The 18526-nt window shown below is 66.9% G+C and carries 19 protein-coding genes; 9 read left to right on the top strand and 10 right to left on the bottom strand.

All coding sequences use genetic code 11. From position 1 onward, the window contains the following. Nucleotides 1-39 precede the first annotated feature (39 nt). The gene (locus H0A72_RS09000) at nucleotides 40-1710 is read left to right on the top strand and encodes a thiamine pyrophosphate-binding protein (RefSeq protein WP_180154738.1); all 1671 of its coding nucleotides are present in this window, start codon (nucleotides 40-42) and stop codon (nucleotides 1708-1710) included. Here the strand turns inward: H0A72_RS09000 and H0A72_RS08995 are convergent. Then, nucleotides 1688-2266 (bottom strand): nucleotidyltransferase family protein, encoded by a 579-nt coding sequence (locus H0A72_RS08995; RefSeq protein ID WP_180154737.1) that lies wholly within the window; start codon nucleotides 2264-2266, stop codon nucleotides 1688-1690. The genes H0A72_RS09000 and H0A72_RS08995 overlap by 23 nt on opposite strands. 110 nt (nucleotides 2267-2376) lie before the next feature. On the opposite strand from H0A72_RS08995, the gene H0A72_RS08990 reads away from it, so the two are divergent. From H0A72_RS08990 to H0A72_RS08975, 4 genes are all read left to right on the top strand, one after another. Beyond that, on the top strand, nucleotides 2377-2832 hold the full coding sequence (locus tag H0A72_RS08990) for a MaoC family dehydratase (protein WP_180154736.1): 456 nt from the start codon (nucleotides 2377-2379) through the stop codon (nucleotides 2830-2832). A 130-nt stretch (nucleotides 2833-2962) separates the two neighbouring features. Continuing rightward, nucleotides 2963-3568 (top strand): carboxymuconolactone decarboxylase family protein, encoded by a 606-nt coding sequence (locus H0A72_RS08985; RefSeq protein ID WP_180154735.1) that lies wholly within the window; start codon nucleotides 2963-2965, stop codon nucleotides 3566-3568. Nucleotides 3569-3654: 86 nt separating this feature from the next. Beyond that, nucleotides 3655-4635, top strand: a complete 981-nt coding sequence (locus tag H0A72_RS08980; RefSeq protein ID WP_180154734.1) for a Bug family tripartite tricarboxylate transporter substrate binding protein — start codon at nucleotides 3655-3657, stop codon at nucleotides 4633-4635. A 4-nt stretch (nucleotides 4636-4639) separates the two neighbouring features. Continuing rightward, a complete protein-coding gene (locus H0A72_RS08975) occupies nucleotides 4640-5725 on the top strand; it encodes a ketopantoate reductase family protein (protein ID WP_180154733.1) in 1086 nt (361 codons plus the stop codon). Nucleotides 5726-5740: 15 nt separating this feature from the next. Here H0A72_RS08975 and H0A72_RS08970 read toward each other — a convergent pair whose 3' ends face one another. Further along, on the bottom strand, nucleotides 5741-6475 hold the full coding sequence (locus tag H0A72_RS08970) for a Crp/Fnr family transcriptional regulator (RefSeq protein ID WP_180154732.1): 735 nt from the start codon (nucleotides 6473-6475) through the stop codon (nucleotides 5741-5743). A 148-nt stretch (nucleotides 6476-6623) separates the two neighbouring features. Here H0A72_RS08970 and H0A72_RS08965 point away from each other — a divergent pair, with 148 nt between their 5' ends. Beyond that, on the top strand, nucleotides 6624-7472 hold the full coding sequence (locus H0A72_RS08965) for a polysaccharide deacetylase family protein (protein ID WP_180154731.1): 849 nt from the start codon (nucleotides 6624-6626) through the stop codon (nucleotides 7470-7472). A 6-nt stretch (nucleotides 7473-7478) separates the two neighbouring features. Here the strand turns inward: H0A72_RS08965 and H0A72_RS08960 are convergent, their stop codons facing one another. Both H0A72_RS08960 and H0A72_RS08955 read right to left on the bottom strand, forming a co-directional pair. Beyond that, entirely contained in the window at nucleotides 7479-8672 is a 1194-nt protein-coding gene (locus H0A72_RS08960; RefSeq protein WP_180154730.1) for an acyl-CoA dehydrogenase, read from the bottom strand. Nucleotides 8673-8743: 71 nt separating this feature from the next. Then, nucleotides 8744-10444 carry a thiamine pyrophosphate-binding protein gene (locus H0A72_RS08955; RefSeq protein WP_180154729.1) on the bottom strand — a complete coding sequence of 567 codons (1701 nt, stop codon included), beginning with the start codon at nucleotides 10442-10444 and terminating at the stop codon, nucleotides 8744-8746. A 132-nt stretch (nucleotides 10445-10576) separates the two neighbouring features. Between H0A72_RS08955 and H0A72_RS08950 the strand changes: the two genes are divergently transcribed. Further along, nucleotides 10577-11482 (top strand): LysR substrate-binding domain-containing protein, encoded by a 906-nt coding sequence (locus H0A72_RS08950; protein WP_180154728.1) that lies wholly within the window; start codon nucleotides 10577-10579, stop codon nucleotides 11480-11482. Continuing rightward, nucleotides 11479-13269 (top strand): gamma-glutamyltransferase, encoded by a 1791-nt coding sequence (gene ggt, locus H0A72_RS08945; protein ID WP_246436905.1) that lies wholly within the window; start codon nucleotides 11479-11481, stop codon nucleotides 13267-13269. The genes H0A72_RS08950 and ggt overlap by 4 nt, the downstream gene beginning before the upstream one ends. 39 nt (nucleotides 13270-13308) lie before the next feature. On the opposite strand, the gene purU is transcribed toward ggt, so the two are convergent. From purU to H0A72_RS08920, 5 genes are read right to left on the bottom strand one after another with little or no spacing between them, the layout of a single operon-like run. Further along, the gene (gene purU, locus H0A72_RS08940; protein WP_180154727.1) at nucleotides 13309-14157 is read right to left on the bottom strand and encodes a formyltetrahydrofolate deformylase; all 849 of its coding nucleotides are present in this window, start codon (nucleotides 14155-14157) and stop codon (nucleotides 13309-13311) included. Nucleotides 14158-14160: 3 nt separating this feature from the next. Next, nucleotides 14161-15282, bottom strand: coding sequence for an NAD(P)/FAD-dependent oxidoreductase (locus H0A72_RS08935; RefSeq protein ID WP_180154726.1), 1122 nt, complete (start codon nucleotides 15280-15282; stop codon nucleotides 14161-14163). A 49-nt stretch (nucleotides 15283-15331) separates the two neighbouring features. Continuing rightward, nucleotides 15332-15856 carry a flavin reductase family protein gene (locus tag H0A72_RS08930; protein WP_180154725.1) on the bottom strand — a complete coding sequence of 175 codons (525 nt, stop codon included), beginning with the start codon at nucleotides 15854-15856 and terminating at the stop codon, nucleotides 15332-15334. Nucleotides 15857-15877: 21 nt separating this feature from the next. After that, complete coding sequence (gene pdxH, locus H0A72_RS08925; protein WP_180154724.1) at nucleotides 15878-16507, bottom strand: pyridoxamine 5'-phosphate oxidase; 630 nt, start codon at nucleotides 16505-16507, stop codon at nucleotides 15878-15880. Nucleotides 16508-16566: 59 nt separating this feature from the next. Further along, nucleotides 16567-17217 carry a gamma-glutamylcyclotransferase gene (locus H0A72_RS08920; RefSeq protein ID WP_425502493.1) on the bottom strand — a complete coding sequence of 217 codons (651 nt, stop codon included), beginning with the start codon at nucleotides 17215-17217 and terminating at the stop codon, nucleotides 16567-16569. A 230-nt stretch (nucleotides 17218-17447) separates the two neighbouring features. On the opposite strand from H0A72_RS08920, the gene H0A72_RS08915 reads away from it, so the two are divergent. Beyond that, nucleotides 17448-18320 carry a tRNA threonylcarbamoyladenosine dehydratase gene (locus H0A72_RS08915; protein WP_180154723.1) on the top strand — a complete coding sequence of 291 codons (873 nt, stop codon included), beginning with the start codon at nucleotides 17448-17450 and terminating at the stop codon, nucleotides 18318-18320. On the opposite strand, the gene H0A72_RS08910 is transcribed toward H0A72_RS08915, so the two are convergent. Beyond that, nucleotides 18298-18525 carry a hypothetical protein gene (locus H0A72_RS08910; protein ID WP_218953236.1) on the bottom strand — a complete coding sequence of 76 codons (228 nt, stop codon included), beginning with the start codon at nucleotides 18523-18525 and terminating at the stop codon, nucleotides 18298-18300. The two genes, H0A72_RS08915 and H0A72_RS08910, sit on opposite strands and share 23 nt — an antisense overlap. Nucleotide 18526: the final 1 nt, after the last annotated feature.

The following is an 18526-nucleotide window of genomic DNA, read 5'->3' as shown; positions in this document are numbered from 1 at the left end:
TTGCGCGGCCGCGCCCAGGGACACAGGGAGAAAAAAACAATGAGCGAAGGAAACGGATTGCGCACGGGCGGCCAGGTGCTGGTGGACGCCTTGCGCCTGCATGGCGCCGATACGGCATATTGCGTGCCGGGGGAAAGCTTTCTGGCGGTGCTCGACGCCTTGTACGAATTTCGGGACGAGTTCCGCCTCATCGTCTGCCGCCAGGAAGGCGGCGCGGCCCATATGGCGGAAGCCCATGGCAAGCTCACCGGCCGGCCGGGAATCTGCTTCGTCACGCGCGGGCCGGGCTCCACCAATGCCAGCATCGCCATCCATACCGCCAGGCAGGACTCGACGCCCCTGATCGTCTTCGTGGGGCAGGTGGGGCGCGACTGCATGGGCCGCGAAGCCTGGCAGGAAATCGACTACCGGCACATGTTCGGCCATATCGCCAAGTGGGTCGAGCAGATCGACGACCCGCGCCGGATTCCGGAGTTCATCAGCCGGGCCTTCCACGTGGCGACTTCCGGCCGGCCCGGGCCCGTGGTGCTGGCCCTGCCGGAGGACATGCTGGTCGAGCCGGTCGCCGCGGCGAGCGCCCGGCCCTTCCGGGCGCCGCATTCGGCGCCCGCGGTGGCGGACATGCTGGCCTTGGCCGCCGCGCTGGAGTCGGCGGAGCGTCCCATGATGATCCTCGGCGGCGGAGGCTGGACCCGCGAAGCCGGCGACGACATCGGCCGCTTTGCCGCGGCCTTCGACCTGCCGGTGGCTTGCGCCTTCCGGCGCCAGGATCTCCTGGACAACCGCCACGACAGCTATGTGGGCGAGGCCGGCCTGGGCATGAACCCCAAGCTGGCCGCGCGCATCAAAGAGGCCGACCTGATCCTGGCCGTCGGCGCGCGCCTGGGTGAAACGACGACCAGCGGCTACAGCCTGCTCGACGTGCCATGCCCCGCGCAGAGGTTCCTGCACGTGCACCCCGATCCCAACGAACTGGGCCGCGTCTATCAGGCGGAGCTGTCCATCGTTGCGGCGACGAAAGACTTCGCCAAGGCCGCCGCCGCGCTGGAGCCCGGCCGCAAGACGCCCGCCTGGGGCGCATGGACCCGGGCCGCCCGGCGGGATTACCTGGACTTCCTGGCGCCCGAGCCGATGGACGGCGCGGTCAACCTCGGCGAGATCGTGAAGCACCTGAGCGACACCCTGCCCGCGGACAGCATCATCACCAACGGCGCGGGCAACTACACGCTATGGGTGCAGCGCCACTACCAATACCGGGGCCTGCGCACGCAAATGGCGCCCACGAGCGGGACCATGGGCTACGGCGTTCCGGCGGCGATCGCCTCGAAGGTGGTCCACCCGGACAAGACCGTGGTGTGCTTTGCCGGCGACGGCTGCTTCCTGATGAACGGGCAGGAGCTCGCCACCGCGATCCAGTACGGGCTGGATCCCGTCTTCATCGTCGTGAACAACGGCATGTACGGCAGCATACGCATGCACCAGGAGCGCCATTATCCCCGGCGGGTGCATGGCACCGATCTGGTGAACCCGGATTTCGTGGCCCTTGCGCGGTCGTATGGCGCCTATGCCGAGCGGGTCGAGCGCACGGAGGATTTCGCCCCGGCGTTCGAGCGGGCGCGCGCATCGGGGCGCGCCGCATTGCTGGAACTGCGGGTCAGCCAGGAGGCCTTGTCCCCGCGCCTGACCATTACGGGCTTGCGGGGCGCATAGCCAGATCGGAAGCCTGGTCGACGTCGCGCACGCAGCCGGCGTCGTCGACGTCGATCAGGCACAGGTCCCGGCGATGGGCCGCCAGGACGGATTTCGCCCCCTGGTCGCCCTGGATGGCGCTCAGTTCCGGAAGGTAGCGGTGGTGGAACCAGACGGGATGGCCGCGGAGGCCCTGGTGGACGGGCGCGGCCAGCGGGTGGTCCGCGGCGGCGTCCAGGACCTTCCGGATGGTCGCGGGCCGTATGAAGGGCAAGTCGGCCGGGGTGATCAGCCAGCCCTGCGCCTGGGCGTGCCGGCGCACGGCCCAGGACAGCGTGCCGCCCATGCCGCCTTCGGACGCTTCGGTCAGCAGGGACGCGATGCCGTGCGCGGCCAGCATGGCCGCATGTTCGTGGTCTTCCCGCCCGAGTATGACGGTGGTGTCCGGTAGCACGCCCTGGTAGGCCAGCGCGGTGCGCAGGAGCATGGGGACGCCGTCCACGGGCTCCAGGCGCTTGTCGCGCCCGAATCGCCTGGACCGCCCGGCGGCCAGGATGATCGCGGTGATGGGCTGCATGGGGTGTTGTGTTATATAGTTGCGTATTTCGCCCGGCGCTTGGCGGCATCGGCCCGAAGCGGGGTTGACGGCCGGCACTGAAGCCGGATGGCTGGGGTTGGAGCATTGTAATGAAATTTAATGAGCTGAAAGCGGGAATGGTGTTCAAGCATCCGCCGGTGGTGGTCGGCGAGGAGGAGATGCTGGCGTTTGCGAGGGCCTATGACCCTCAATGGTTCCATGTCGACAAGGAAGCGGCGCGCAAGGGGCGCTGGGGCGGGCTGATCAGCAGCGGCTGGCTGACGTGCGGCGTGGCGATGCGGATGGCGGTCGCGGCGGTTCTGCACGATTCGGAATCGTTCGCTTCCCCGGGGGTGGAACGCTTGCGGTGGATTCTGCCGGTGCGGCCGGGCGATGCGCTTCGCCTCGAGGCCACGATCGATTCGGTGCGCGTGTCTTCTTCGCGCGATGACCTGGGAATCATGCGCTGGACCTGGCGCCTGTTCAACCAGCGCGACGAACATGTGTTCGAGGTCGAGGCGACCAGCCTGTTCGACCTGGGCGGCGGCGAACCTCAAGGCGCGTGATGCGCCGGCCGGCCCTGGCCCGCTCCGGGCGCCAGGGCGCCCCCGGGGCAATTGTTATGTAGTTGCTATTTCCTTGCGGCGCTCCCTCCTAGACTGGTCACGACGATGACCAGCCTTGAGGAGGATGAATATGGCGCGTTTAGACCCATTGACCCGGGAAACCATGTCCGAGGAGCAGCGCGAGCTGTGCGACTGGTTTGCGGAGACCATTGGCGGAGACATGATGGCGACGCACCGGACATGGTTGCGCAGCACGGCCTTCGCACCGCACATTTTCCACTATGCGGCCTATCTGCGCCGCCGCAGCATGGACTACCGCAAGCGCGAGCTGGTGATCCTGATCGTCGGCAGGGCGTGCAATGCGCCCCTGGAGTGGATGGACCACCTGCCCACCGCTCGCGAGGCGGGTATCGAAGAGCACATCATCGCGGCATTGTCGGAATACCGGCTGCCTCGCTTCGAGCGCGAGGATGACCGCATTCTCTATCAGTTCTGTGTCGAGCTATTGAACACCTATCGGGTGACGGACGACACCTTCCGGCAGGCATTGAACGCGTTCGGCGATAAAGTCGTCGTGGAGCTGGTGGCCATTACCGGCCTGTACGTCACGCTGGCGATGCTGATCGGCGCCTTCGATTTCGATGCGCCGCCCGGCGTTCCCATGCCGTTCCGCGTCGACGTGAAGCCCAACACATTGATGCCGCAGCCGGCCTCCCTGGCGGATTGGCCGGCCTGACCTTTTCTGTTGTGCAGACTAGCGCGCCGGCCGCCGCGCTCGAGCGGATGCCGGCTGAACTCCGAAATTGCGTAGAGGTGATTCTGATGAAAATCCCACGTTTCCTGTTGAGCGCCATTGGTTTATGTTCCGCGCTGGGCGTCGCGCACGGCGCGGCCGCCGCGGAGGCCTGGCCGGCCAAGCCGATCACGATCATCGTCGGCTACCCGGCCGGCGGCAGCAACGATATCGTTGGCCGGATCGTTGCGAAAGGGCTGTCGGAGCGGCTGGGCGTCCAGGCCGTCGTCGACAACCGGACCGGCGCGGCCGGCAGCATAGGCGCCGAAGCCGCGGCCCGCGCGAAGCCGGACGGCTACACGCTATACATGATGTCCAGCGCCCAGGCGCTGGCGCCCAGCATCCGCAAGGGCTTGAACTACGATCCCGTGACGAGCTATGACCCCATCGCGCTGGCGGTGTCGACCACTTATGTGCTGGCGGTCAATCCGAAAGACAAAGCCGCCAACGTGAAGGAGCTGATCGAAGAGGCGAAGGCCAGGCCGGGACAGATGAAGTATGCGTCATCCGGCATAGGCGCCGGCATCCACCTGACGAGCGAGCGTTTCAAGAGCCTGGCTGGCGTCGATATCGTGCACGTGCCTTACAGGGGGGATACGCCGATGATCACGGACCTGATGGGCGGACACGTTCAGATGGCCTTCATCCCGATTCCGGGCGCGCGGTCCTATGTGGCTTCCGGCGCGTTGCGCGGCCTGGCCGTAACCAGCGACGAGCGGATCGCCGCGCTGCCCGATGTGCCGACGTTCGAGGAAAGCGGCGGGCCGAAAGGTTTGAACATGAGCGCCTGGTGGGGGCTGGTCGCGCCCGCGGGAACGCCCAAGGACGTCCTGGACAAAATCGAGGACGCCGCTGTCCAGACGCTCAAGAGCGAAGAGGTCCGGCGGCAGTTCGCCGAGCTGGCGTTCGAACCCGGTTCATTGACGCGCGAGGACTTCCGCAAATTCATCGCCGAAGAAAAAGAGAAGTTCGCGGAGATCATCCGTGCGTCCAACATCAAGGTCGAGTGACCGCATGTCCGCAACGCGGAGCGGGCCGTGCGCCCCTGAGCGCATATTGATCATGGGCGCCGGCGCCGTCGGCGGCTACATCGGCGCGCTGCTGCACCAGGCGGGATGCGCCGTGACCTTGGCGGACGGGTGGCAAGCGCAGGTGGACGCCATTGGGCGGCACGGCCTGGTGCTCGAATCGCCGGAGGGGACGAGCACGTTTCGCCCGCCCGCCATCCCCCTGTCTCGCCTCGATCGCTTGGCCGTCCGTCCGGACTTGATCCTGTTGTGTACGAAACTCTACGAGACTTCGGCCACGCTGGACGCGCTGGCCCGGGCGGGCTTGTCCGGCATACCGCTGGTCAATCTCCAGAACGGCTTGGTGGATGAAGCGATTGCGGCGGCCGTCGGGCGGGACCATGTCCTGGGTGGAATCGCGACGGGATTGAACGTGGCGATCATCGAACCGGGCCGCATTCGCCGCGATAGCGCGTCCGGGCTGGGCGAGGTGTTCCAGATCGGCGAATTGAACGGCGAGCGCAGCCGGCGTGCCCATCGGATCGCCGAACTGCTTGCCGTCGTGGATCATGCCGTCGTGGTGGATGACTTGCTGGCCCGGAGATGGCGGAAATTGAGCCTGAACTGTTTGTCCTCCGGCTTGTGCGCCATCAGCGGCCTGGCGGTCTCGGCGCTGTACCGCGATCCGCATGCGCGGGCGCTGCTGCCGCGGCTGGGAAGCGAAGCCTTGTCGGTGGGCGACGGCCTGGGCTATGCATCCAGCATGCTGTTGGGCGTGGAAGCCGCCGTCTGGCATGGCGCGGCGGTAGCCGAGCCCGGCGCGCGCGAACGGTTGCACGCGGCGTTCGACGCCCAGGCATTGGCGCAGCGCGTGGATTTCCGGTCAGGCATGCTGCAGGACATGCTGCGCGGCCGGCCGACCGAAGTCGAGTTCTTCAATGGCTGCATCGCCCGCCGCGGCCCGGCCTGCGGCAAGCGCGCGGACACCCATGCGGCGGTGGCGGAGAGGGTGCGCCAAGTGGAGCGTGGCGCCATGCCGATGGGCGCCGGCAACCTGGCGGACCTGGCTTGCCGGCTCGGCGGCAAGGCGTAGCCGCCGGCGCGGCTTTCAGTCTTGTACGATGATCTGTGAAAGCAGGCCCCGGTCGGTGATCTGTATGTTGCCGTAGCCGACCTGCAGCATGCCCGCCTGTTCCATCCGTTTGAGTTCGCGGTTGACGGCATGCCGCGATACGCCGAGCAGATGGGCCAGTTCATCCTGCGTTTGAACGATCAGCCCGGGGGATGCCGCTTCGTTGCCGGAGGCCGTGTCGACGAGCATGTCCAGCAGGCGGGCAAGCCGTTGCCGCAGGGACAGCAGCGCCAGTTCGTCGATGATGCGGTTGGCCGTGCGTATGCGGTCGCACAGCGCGTGGCTGAAGCATTTGTAGGAGGCGGGGTATTGGTCCAGCACGGCAAGAAAGTCGGGGCGCGGGATGATCAGCACCTTGGCCGCCGACAGTACGCGGCTGTCTCGCAGGGAAGGCTTCCCGTCGAGCGCGGCGGCAAGGCCGATGATGCCGTCGAACTCCGTCATGGACAGGGTGAATTCGTGCCCTTCGAGCGAGACGGTGCTTGCGCATATGGCGCCGCTGATGAGGATGCCGACCCCGGGAGGGTGCTCGCCCTTGCGGGTGAGCAGCGCGCCGCGTTCGAGCGAGAGCACGTATGCCCGGCTTGCGAAGGCCGCCAGCACTTCGTCGGGCAGCGACTCGAACCAGCGCGTGGCCTTGATGACGTCATGGGCGGAAACAACCTGGGGCGGACGGATCGCGCTGCGTGATGGGGAGGTTGCCTTCGTCATTCGCAAACGTCAAGAGGGGAGGCCCATTGGGGCCTTCATCCTAGCATGGTCCGACCGAATCGCAACTCGGGATTTCCCCTGCGAAATCCGCGCGCAAATGTAATCAAGGTCATATTTCAGGCGGGCCGGCGCTCGATAGAATGGCCGCATGAAATCACCTATCGTATGCCTGACTTTCGACTTCGACGCCCTGTCGCTCTGGCTGGCGCGAGGCCTGTCGACGCCCACGCCGCTGTCGCGCGGCGAGTTCTGCGCCGTCGGGGCGGAACGCGTGCTTCAGCTGCTCAAAGAGCGGGGCGTGACCAGCACCTGGTTCATTCCCGGCCTGACGCTGGAAACCTATCCGGAAATCTGCCGCCGCGTCATGGCCGCCGGGCATGAAATCGGCCATCATGGCTGGACGCACGTCCCCCCGGCGCAGCTCTCCCGCGAAGAAGAGGAAACCGGCCTGGAGCGGGCCAATGCGTCCATCCGGCGGTTGACGGGCAAGAACGCCGTCGGGTATCGGTCGCCCTCATGGGATCTGAGCGAGCACACGGTCGAGCTGCTGCTGACGCACGGGTTCGAATACGACTCGAGCCTGATGGGGCATGACTACATGCCCTATCCAGTGCGGCAAGGCGACGTCGTGCCGTTCGATGAACCCGCCACCTTCGGCCGCGAAACCTCCTTGATCGAGCTGCCGGTCAGCTGGTCGCTGGATGATTTCCCGCATTTCGAATACTTGCGGGCCGGCGGTTCCGTCATACCGGGCTTGCAGAATGTGAGCAATGTGCTGGAAAACTGGACGGAGGACTTCCTTTACCTGAAGGAAAGCCTGGATTGGGGCATCATCACCTTCACCTTCCATCCTTTCGTGATCGGCCGGGGGCATCGGATGCGCCTGCTCGATCGCCTGATACGCCGGTTCCAGGATGAAGGCGCGCAGTTCGTGAGCATGCGGGACGCCGCCGCGATGTATCGATCACATCGCGCCGCACCGAGCCCGCACGCCTGAGAAAAATCAGAAGAACGCCTGCAGCCCCGTTTGCGCCCGGCCCAGAATCAGCGCATGGACGTCGTGCGTACCTTCGTAGGTATTGACGACTTCCAGGTTGACCAGATGCCGGGCCACCCCGAATTCATCCGAGATCCCGTTGCCGCCCAGCATGTCGCGCGCCATGCGGGCGACGTCCAGCGCCTTCCCGCAGGAATTGCGCTTCATGATGGACGTGATCTCCACGGCCGCCGTGCCTTCGTCCTTCATGCGGCCCAGGCGCAGGCAGCCTTGCAGGCCCAGCGTGATTTCGGTTTGCATGTCGGCCAGCTTCTTCTGGATCAGCTGATTGGCGGCCAGGGGGCGGCCGAACTGCTTGCGGTCCAGCGTGTACTGGCGCGCGGTGTGCCAGCACGCCTCGGCGGCGCCCAGCGCGCCCCAGGCGATGCCGTAGCGGGCCGAGTTCAGGCAGGTGAAGGGACCGCGCAGGCCGCTGACGCCGGGCATCATTTGTTCCGCGGGGATTTCGACCTCGTCCATCACGATTTCGCCCGTGATCGACGCGCGCAAGCCGACCTTGCCGTGTATGGCGGGGGCGGACAGGCCCTTCATGCCTTTTTCGAGGATGAAGCCGCGGATCTTGCCGTCGTCATCGCCGCCCACCACTTTGGCCCACACGACGAAGACGTCGGCGATGGGCGAGTTGGTGATCCACATTTTGTTGCCGCTGAGCTTGTAGCCGTCGGCCGTCTTGACGGCGCGGGTTTCCATGCCGCCCGGGTCGGAGCCATGATTGGGCTCGGTGAGCCCGAAGCAGCCTATCCATTCGCCGCGCGCCAGCTTGGGCAGGTACTTGCGCTTCTGTTCTTCGCTGCCGAATTCATTGATGGGCACCATGACCAGCGAGGACTGCACGCTCATCATGGAGCGATAGCCGGAGTCGATGCGTTCGACTTCGCGCGCGATCAGGCCGTAGCTGACGTAGTTCAGGCCCGCGCCGCCGTATTCTTCGGGGATGGTGGCGCCCAGCAGGCCGAGTTCCCCCATTTCGGAGAAGATCGCCGGGTCGGTCTGTTCGTGGCGGAATGCCTCGAGGACGCGGCTTCCGAGCTTGTCCTGGGCGTACGCGTACGCGGCGTCGCGCACCATGCGCTCTTCTTCGGTGAGCTGGGAATCCAGCAACAAGGGGTCTTGCCAATGAAAGGAAGGGGCTGCCGACATGATGGGGCTCCGAAATTAAGACGTTCAAATAGAAAGAGTGGGGCGCCGGCCGCACGCGGCGCGGCGCGCCGTCATGACCGCGACGCCAGCGCCTGGCGGCGTATTTTTTCCAGCGTCGTCGTCGGTGAAATGGTTTCAGGGTCGAGCAGGCAATGCAGGATGGCCGGCTTGCCGCTGGCCAGCGCGCGCTCGAGCGCGGGCGCGAACTGCTCGGTGGTTTCGACGCGTTCGCCGTGGCCGCCGAAGGCCTGGGCATAGGCGGCGAAATCCGGATTCTTCAGCGAGGTCGCGGACAGGCGCGCGGGGTATTCGCGTTCCTGGTGCATGCGGATGGTGCCGTACATGCCGTTGTCGATGAGGAGCACGATGATGGGCAGGTCGTACTGGACCGCGGTCGCGAATTCCTGGCCGTGCATCATGAAGCAGCCGTCGCCGGCGAAGCAGACCACCGTCCGGTCGGGGTGGATGCGCTTGGCGCCGACGGCGGCCGGCAGGCCGTAGCCCATGGAACCCGAGGTCGGGGCCAGCTGGGTGCCGTATTGCGTGAAGGGATGGAAGCGATGCAGCCAGGTGGCATAGTTGCCCGCGCCGTTGCACATGATGGCGTCGGGCGGCAGCACGGTGCGCAAATGCGCCATGACCTGGCCCATCTGGAAATCGCCCGGGTGGGTGATGCGCAGCGGGTCCGTCCAGGCTTCGTAGCTTGCCCGCAGGCGGGCCAGTTCGTCGTTCCAGGCGGGGGCCGCCTGGGTGAGGTCCTGGCCGGCCAGCGCCTGCGTGAACGCGACCGGCGACACATTGATGGCGAGGTCGGCGCGATAGACGCGATTCAGTTCTTGCGGATCGGGCTGGACGTGGACCAGCGTTTGGTCGGGGACGGGAATGCCCAGCAGCGTGTAGCTCTGGCTGGGGACTTCCGACATGCGCCCGCCGATCAGCAGCACCAGGTCGGCTTCCTTGATGTACTGGATGAGTTCGGGGTTGCTGCCCAGGCCGACGTCGCCGATGAAGCAGGGGTGGCTGGTCGGGAACAGCATCTGGCGCCTGAACTGCACGGCCACCGGCAGCCGGCAGGACGCCGCGGCGTCGGCGAACCGCGCCACCGCGTCGGCGTCCCAGCGCGACCCGCCCAGAATGGCCACGGGCTTGCGCGCGCCGGCCAGGAGCTGGCGCAGCGCATCCATTTGCGCCGCCGTGGGCATGCTTTCGACGACTTCATAGCGGGGCGCGTCGGCGACCTCGGCCTGTTCGACCAGCATGTCTTCGGGCAGGGCGATGACGACCGGACCCGGCCGGCCCGACGTGGCCACATGGAAGGCGCGCGAGATGATCTCGGGTATGCGTTCCACCTGGTCGATTTCCGTGACCCACTTCGCCTGGGTGCCGAAGACGGCCCGGTAGTCCATTTCCTGGAAGGCTTCGCGTTCGCGCATGCCGCGCTCGATCTGGCCGACGAACAGAATCATCGGCGTGGAGTCCTGCGAGGAGATGTGCACCCCCGCCAAGGCGTTGGACGCGCCGGGCGCGCGCGTCACCATGCAGATGCCCGGCTTGCCGGTAAGCTTGCCGTAGGCGTCGGCCATCATGGCGGCGCCGCCTTCCTGGCGGCACACGGTGACCTGTATGTCCTGGTCGTGCAGGCCGTCCAGCACGGCCAGGTAGCTTTCACCCGGCACGCAGAATACGTGTTCGACGCCTTGGGCGACCAATTGGTCGACCAGGATGTGGCCGCCGATGCGGGCGGGCAATGGGGAATTGGGACGCTTGTTCATAAGGTGGGAGGATAATGTGCGTTGCCTGCACAACGCAATTGATAAAATTGCACAATGTCTTGCTTATTACGCAAGACACCATCACGGCTCAATAGCCGATTCTACCGTCCTAGCCACCGGAGCGGAACCGACATGAGAAACGGAGTGCCGAACCTCGGCGCCCTGCAGGCCTTCGAAGCCACGGCCAGACTGGGGTCTTTTTCCCGCGCGGCGGAGGAACTCGCGCTGACGCACAGTGCCGTCTACCGGCAGGTGACCGGGCTGGAAGAGCGCCTGGGCGTGCAGTTGCTGACCCGGGTGCGGCGCCGCGTGGCGCTCACCGACGCCGGCGCGGAATATGCGGCGCGCGTCCGGCATCATCTGGAGCAACTGGAAAAGGACACCTTCGGGCTGATCTCGCGCGCCGCGCTGGGCCGCAGTCTGCACATCGCCGTGCTGCCCACGCTGGCGACCACCTGGCTGCTGCCCAGGCTGCCCGGCTTCCAGCGCAGGCACGGCGACGTATCGGTCAGCCTGTCGGCGCGGACCCTGCCCTTCCAGTTCAAGGACCATCCCTTCGACGCCGCCATCTACCATGCCGCGCGGCCCTGGCCGCAGACTTCCGGCATCAAGCTCTTCGATGAAGAAGAGCTGCTGCCGGTCTGTGTTCCCGAACTGCTCGGCGCCGGCAAAGACCCCCGGGAGGCATTGGCCGCCATGCCGCATCTGCATATGCTGTCCCGCCCGGACGCCTGGCGTTTCTGGTACGAGGCCCAGGGCTGGGAATATCCGCCGTCGATCAGCGCGGGCCCGCGCTACGAACTCTTCACCATGACGCTGGCGGCCGTGCGGGCCGGCCTGGGGGTGGCCTTGATGCCGCGCTTCCTGGCGCGCGACGAACTCGATTCGGGCCGGCTGGTCATGCCCGCGCAAGGAGTGCTGAAGGTGAAGGAAGCATATTTTTTCAGCTACCCCATGGCGGGTGAGCGTTCGGACGCCCTGCTGGCCTTCGAGGCCTGGCTGGCGGGGCTGTCGTTGCCGGGGAGGGCGGACGAATGAAGCGGCTGATGCGCAGCATTGCCCGGCCGGGCTTCGCCGGGTCCGGATGGCGCCGCTGGGCCGGCGCGCTGGCGCTGGCTTGCGCCGCCCTGGCGAGCGCCGGCGCCGCGCCGCAAGCCAAGGAAGACATCCAGCCCGAGGGCGGCTCCGGCTTCACCGAGCGGCGCTTGGCGTTCGCGCAAGACTACATGGTCAGCTCGGCCAATCCCCTGGCGACCCGGGCGGGCTTGCAGATGCTGTCCGAAGGCGGCAGCGCCACCGACGCGACGATCGCGGCCCAGCTGGTGCTGGCCCTGGTCGAGCCGCAGTCCTCGGGCATAGGCGGCGGCGCCTTTGCCGTCGGCTACGATGCCGCCGGCGGCAGGCTGCACGCCTGGGACGGGCGCGAGACCGCTCCGGCGGCGGCGCGCAGCGACCGGTTCATGAACGGGGGCAAGGCCTTGCCCTTCTGGGACGCGGTGCACAGCGGCCGTTCGGTGGGCACGCCCGGCCTGGTCCGCCTGCTGTGGCGGATGCACGCCGCGCAAGGGCGCCTGCCTTGGGAACGCCTGTTCCAGCCGGCCATCGCGCTGGCCGAGGACGGCTTTGCCGTTTCCCCGCGGCTGCACGCGCTCCTGGAGGAAAACCGGGACCTGCGCCGGCAGCCGGCCGCGGCGGCATATTTTTATGACCGGCGGGGCGCGGCCTGGCCGGTGGGGCATATGCTGCGGAACACGGCTTTTGCCGATGTGCTGAGGGCGCTGGCGCAAGAAGGGCCGGCCGCGTTCTACGAAGGCCCGGTGGCGGAAGCCATCGTCCGGGCCGTCGCCTCGCATCCGGTTCCCGGCGACCTGAGCCTGGACGACTTGCGCAGCTACCAGGCCAAGGAACGAGCCGCCTTGTGCACGCCTTACAAGGCCTACGTGCTATGCGGCATGCCGCCGCCCAGTTCCGGCCCGCTGGCCGTCATGCAGATCCTGGGCATCCTGTCGCACACGCCCATTGCCGGCCTGCCTCCCGATTCGCTCGAGGCGGTCCATCTTTTCTCCGAGGCCGGGAAACTGGCCTACGCGGACAGGGACTTCTACGTCGCCGACCCCGATTTCCAGGACGTCCCCGTGCGGGCGCTGCTCGATCCCGCGTATCTCGAGCTGCGGGCCGGCCTCATCGCGGCCGACCGCAGCATGGGCCGGGCCCCGCCCGGCGACCCCGCGGCCATGCTGGCGCGGCGCGGCCGCGACGATTCCCCCGAACTGCCGTCCACCACGCACATCGTGGCGGTCGACAAGGAACGCAATGTGGTGTCGATGACCAGCTCCATCGAAACGGCATTCGGCAGCAAGATATTCGTGAAAGGCTTTCTGTTGAACAACCAGCTGACCGACTTCTCGCTGTCCGGCGCCGACGCGCGGGGCAGGCCGGTGGCCAATCGCGTCGAACCGCTGAAGCGCCCGCGCAGTTCCATGGCGCCCATGCTGGTGCTGAGGGACGGGCGTCCCGTCCTGGCCATAGGCTCGCCGGGCGGAGCGGCCATCATCAACTATGTGGCCAAGACGCTGCTGGGCACGCTGGACTGGGGCATGGACATCCAGCAAGCCATCGATCTGCCCAATCGGGGCAGCCGCAACCACTTCACCGAATTGGAGAAAGGCAGCCCGCTGGCCCCCCTGGCCCCGGCTTTGCGGGACATGGGGCATGAGGTCAGGGAGGTCGAGTTTCCCAGCGGGCTGCAAGGCGTCGCGATCACGCGGGACGGCTTGCAGGGCGGGGCCGATCCGCGCCGCGAGGGGCTGGCCGCGGGCCGCTAGGGGCTCAGAGGGGTTGACCCCTCGTCCACCCCTTGGCCCTCATTTAAACACCACGGTCCGCTGCCCGTTCAGCAGGATCCGGTGCTCGACGTGCCAGCGCACCGCCCGCGCAAGCACCAGGGATTCGACGTCGCTGCCGACCTGGGTCAGGTCCTGGGGACTCATCGAATGATCGACCCGTTCGATATCCTGCTCGATGATGGGGCCTTCGTCCAGGTCCGCCGTGACGTAATGGGCGGTGGCGCCGATGATCTTCACGCCGCGGGCATGCGCCTGGTGATAAGGGCGGGCGCCCTTGAAGCTGGGCAGGAAGCTGTGGTGGATGTTGATGGCGCGTCCCGTCAGCTTGCGGCACAGGTCGTCCGACAGGATCTGCATGTAGCGGGCCAGCACCACCAGGTCGACGTTTTCCTTTTCGACCAAGTCCAGGATCTGCTGCTCCTGCTGTGGCCGGGTCTCGGGCGTCACGGGCAGGTGATGGAAGGGAATGCGGTAGGCGGCCGCCATGCGCGCATAGTCCGTATGGTTGGACACGATGCCGGCGATCGCCACCGGAAGCTGGCCGCTGTGCGCGCGGAACAGCAGGTCGTTCAGGCAATGGCCCTGGCGGCTGACGAGCAGCAGCAGCCGGCTTTTGCGTTGCGCGTCGTAGATGCGCGCCTGCATGCCGAAGCGCTGCGCCACCGGCGCGAAAGAGTGTTCCAGCGCTTCCACGCTCATGGCCGAGGGCAGCATGAAATGCACGCGCAGAAAGAATCTTTCGGTTTCGAGGTCGCCGAATTGCTGCGCGTCGATGATGTTGCCGTCCAGTCCCAGCAGCCAGCCGCTCACGTTGTGGACGATGCCGGTGCGGTCGGGACAGGAAAGCGTGAGGATGTAGTCGTTCATGGCCTAGATGTTGCGAGTGGCTTGATGAAGGGCTTGGCCGGCCTCCCGGGCGATGGCCAGGCAGGCGGTCAGGCCGGGGGATTCGATGCCGAAGAGATTGATCAGGTTGGGGACCCCGTGAGTGGCCGGGCCGGCGATCACGAAGTCCGCGGCGGGCGCGTCGGGCCCCACGATCTTGGGGCGGATGCCGGTATAGCCGGGGTTCAGCGCGCCGTCCGGAAGGTCGGGCCAATAGCTGCGCACCGCGCCGTAGAACACCTCGGCGCGGCCGGGGTCCAGGGTGTAGTCCTCGCCGTCCACCCATTCCGTGTCGGGACCGAATTTCGCCTGTCCGCCCAGGTCCAGCGTCAGGTGCACGCCCAGCCCCGCGTGGCTGGGCATGGGGTAGATCAGGTGCCGGAAGGGTGAACGCCCCGACAGCGTGAAATAGCTGCCTTTGCAGTAATAGGCCTGGGGTATGAGGTCCGCGGGCTGGCCTTGCAGGCTGCGCGCGACCTTGGGGGCGGACAGGCCGGCGGCGTTGACGACCAGGTTGGCGCTCAGTTCCATGCCTTCTTCGCCTTCGAACTCCAGGTGGAATTCGCCGGACTCCAGTACCCGGCCCTGCTTGAAGCGGGTGTGGAAGACGCTCTGGGCGCCGTGGTTTTCCGCGTCGCCCTGCAGCGCCAGCATCAGGGCGTGGCTGTCGACGATGCCGGTGGACGGCGACACGAGCGCCGCATCGCAGCGCAGGGCCGGCTCCAGCTCGCGCGCCTCGGCCCCGCTGATGCGGTACAGGTCGTCGACGCCGTTCAGCTTGGCGCGCCCGGCGATTTCATCCAGCCGGGCGCTCTGCTCGGGCGAGGCCGAGACGATGAGCTTGCCCAGGCGCTGGTATGGGATGCCGCGCTCCTCGCAATATGCGTACAGCATGTGCTTGCCGCTCACGCACAGCCGCGCCTTGAGGCTGCCCTGCGGATAATAGATCCCCGCGTGGACGACTTCGGAATTGCGTGAGCTGGTGCCGGTGCCGATGGCTTCCGTGGCTTCGACGATCAGTACTTCGCGTCCGGACAGTGCGAGCTCGCGCGCTACCGCCAGGCCGACGACGCCGGCGCCCAAGACGACGCAGTCTATATCTGCCATAGTGTGTCCTGCCTTGCTAAATGAAAATGATGGGAGGCCTATGCGAGCCCTACGTACTGGATAAAGGCTCTGTGGAAGGGGTGAGGTCGAAGTCGCCGGCGTGGTAGACCAGCGGCTGGTTGAAGTTGCGATGGCAACGCTCGACCTGCCCGATGAAAATGATGTGGTCCCCGGCCTCGTGCCGGGCGAGGTTGTAGCATTCGAACCAGGCCGCGCATTCCGGGTCGTCCAGCATCAGGGTGCCGCCCGGCGCCCGCGCAAGCGCGACGTTCCGGAATCTTTCGGATTGCGGCCCATGCGCGAAGCGCTTCGCCAGATGCAGCTGCGTCGATGCCAGCACATGGACGACATAGCGGCGCGCCTGCAGATAATGCTGCAAAGAGCTCGCCGCCTTGGTCAGGGACCAAAGAATCATGGGCGGCTCCAGCGACACCGCATTGAACGAGCTGATCGTCAGGCCCAGGGGGCGGGCGTCCGGGGTGGTTTCGGTCGTGACGACCGTGACGCCGGTCGCAAAACGGCCCAGGGCCGAGCGAAAAAAAAGCGCATCGAAATCGGCTGGGGTGGCGGCCATGCGTAGGGAAGCCCCGCCGGTTCAGGGTGCGAGCCGGGACTTGACCCAAGCCTCGTCTTCCAGCTTGAAAACCAGGCGGTCATGCAGGCGGGAAGGGCGCCCTTGCCAGAATTCGACGTAGTCGGGCCGCAGGCGGTACCCGCCCCAATGTTCGGGCCGGGCGGGGTCGTCGCCCAGCTTGCCGGTGAGCTCGATGGCGCGCGCCTCGAGTTCGGCGCGTGTGATGGGGCGGCTTTGCGGCGACACCCACGCGCCGATGCGCGAGCCCAGCGGACGGCTGCGGTAGTATTCGTCGGACTCCTGCGCCGAGGTCTTTTCGATGCGGCCTTCGATGCGCACCTGGCGTTCCAGGGCAGGCCAGAAGAACAGCAGGCCGGCGTAGGGGTTGCCGGCCAGTTCCTGGCCCTTGCGCGACGAATAATTGGTGTAGAAGACGAAGCCGTCCCGGTCGAAGCCCTTCAGCAGCACGATGCGCGCGGACGGCCGGCCGTCCGGCGTGGTGGTGGCGAGCGTCATGGCATTGGGCTCGGGGACTTCGGCCTTGAGCGCATCGTCGAACCAAAGAGTGAATTGCTCGAACGGAGTGGCGGCCAGGGACGCCTCGAGCAGTTCGAATTTTTCGTAGTTCTGGCGGATATCGGCAACGGACATGATGGCGAGAAATAGGAGACCAGCCGATAGTGTACCGGAACCGGTGCCGCCGCGAGGCCTCAGCAGTGCGCCGGCTGGGATTCGCGCAATTGCCGGACGAGCGCCTGCAGGCGCTTGTCGTGGATGTTCGAGCGCTGAAGGGCGCGCGCCGTTTCAAGCACGTATTCGACGCAAGGCCCGTAGCTGCCGCGGGCATTGCGCACGATGTGGAGCAGGCGGTCGGTGGGCAGGCCGCGCACGTAGGCGTCGGTGTTCCGGTTCATGGTGAACGCCAGCGCCGTGACCGGGCCGTCGTCCGTCCGGCAGACCAGCCATTTGGGAAGATAGGCGCCGCTGGGCATTTCGCGCCGCCACAGGGCTTCCATGGTGTGCGGGACGTCGTGCGCGGGAATGCGGAATGCCATGCCCCGGCAGGAGCCGCCGTTGTCCAGCCCGAAGACCAGGCCGGGCTGGTCGGGCGTGCCGCGATTCACGCGCGACCACAGGCAAAGCGCCCGGTGGTAGCCGTGCAGCAGCGCGATGCGGCTTTCGGCATAGTCGAATTCGGGACGCCAGATCAGTGAACCGTAACCGTATACCCAGACATCCTGATCTTCCTGCCACTGGGCAAGCGAGGCTTGCAGTGACGCGTGGCGCTCGGCTTCGGTGAGAAGGCGGAAGTTGCTGGGCGCGGGCATGGCATGGGGATCGGGGGTAAAAACGGTGTTCACTTTGTGCGCGTCTCCGGTGATGAAGGGATGGGCATATTTTAAGCCAGCCCGCTCCTTCCTTCCGTCCGTCTTCGCGCGGTGTCGTTTTTTTGACATGGCGGCGCGCGGGCCCGGTGCGAGCCTGCGTGTACACTTTCGCCTGGGGCCAATGCCGCCTGTCTTTTAGCGTCGGCGGGCCCCAAGGCCCCCGGCCAGGGCGCCGGCGCAGTCAGTCCTGTTCAGAGCAAACCATGTCCGATTCCCATTCCATCGATTTTCAACGCCGTTTTGGCGGGCTCGAACGCCTGTTCGGGCCGGCCGGCCTGGAACGCCTGCGCGCCGCCCACGTGGTGGTGGCCGGCATCGGCGGCGTGGGCTCGTGGTGCGCGGAAGCCCTGGCGCGCTCGGGCGTGGGCGGAATCACCCTGGTGGACCTGGACCACATTGCGGAATCCAATGTCAACCGGCAGCTGCACGCCTTGACCGATACGCTGGGCCAGGCCAAGGTGGTCGCCATGGGACAGCGCATCCGCGGCATCAACCCGGGCTGCCGCCTGAGCATGGTGGACGACTTCATCAGCCCCGAGAACGTCTCCGGCCTGCTGCCGCCGGATGCCGGCGTGGTCATCGATTGCACGGACCAGGCGGCCGCCAAGGTGGCGATGATCCTCGAGGCCCGCGCGCGCGGCATGCCCATCGTGGTGTGCGGCGGCGCGGGCGGCAAGACCAGCCCATTGGCATTGAGGGCGGGCGACTTGTCCATGGCCGCCAACGATGCGCTGTTGTCCAAGCTGCGCAACACGCTCAGGCGCCAGCACGGTTTTCCCCGCGCGGCCGACCGTGCCGGCAAGGCGCTGAAGCGCATTCCCCGAATGGGCGTGCGCGCCTTGTGGTTCGACCAGCCCACGCTGCTGCCCGAACTATGGGCGGGCGCGGCCGATGCCGGCGCACCCGCCCTGCGGCCGGAAACCGGCGAACTGGCCGCGCGGGCGCCCGGCGCCGCGGCCTTGCAGGGCTTGTCCTGTGCGGGATACGGCTCGGCGGTCACCGTCACGGCCTCCATGGGCATGGCGGCCGCCAACGAAGCCCTGCAATGGGTGCTCAGCGGCCGTTTTCCGGGTTGACGCCGATTTCCCGCCGCTTGTGCACGACCAGCTCGTCGATTTCCAGGCGCTGGATGCGGGCGCGGCCGATTCTGAGCCGCCCGATAGCCAGGGCGCCGATGGCGAGCGCACCGATCGCCAGGGCCCCGATCGCCAGGGCGCCCACGGCTTTGGCGCCCGTGCCGGACATGGCGGTGTGCGCGAGGGCATGGTTTTTTTCGGGCATG

The organism is Parapusillimonas granuli, from assembly GCF_013416525.1.
In the GTDB taxonomy this organism is placed as follows: Bacteria; Pseudomonadota; Gammaproteobacteria; order Burkholderiales; family Burkholderiaceae_B; genus Parapusillimonas; species Parapusillimonas granuli.
The sequence above is the reverse complement of the archived record's forward strand: the minus strand, read 5'-3'. Positions and strand labels throughout refer to the sequence as shown.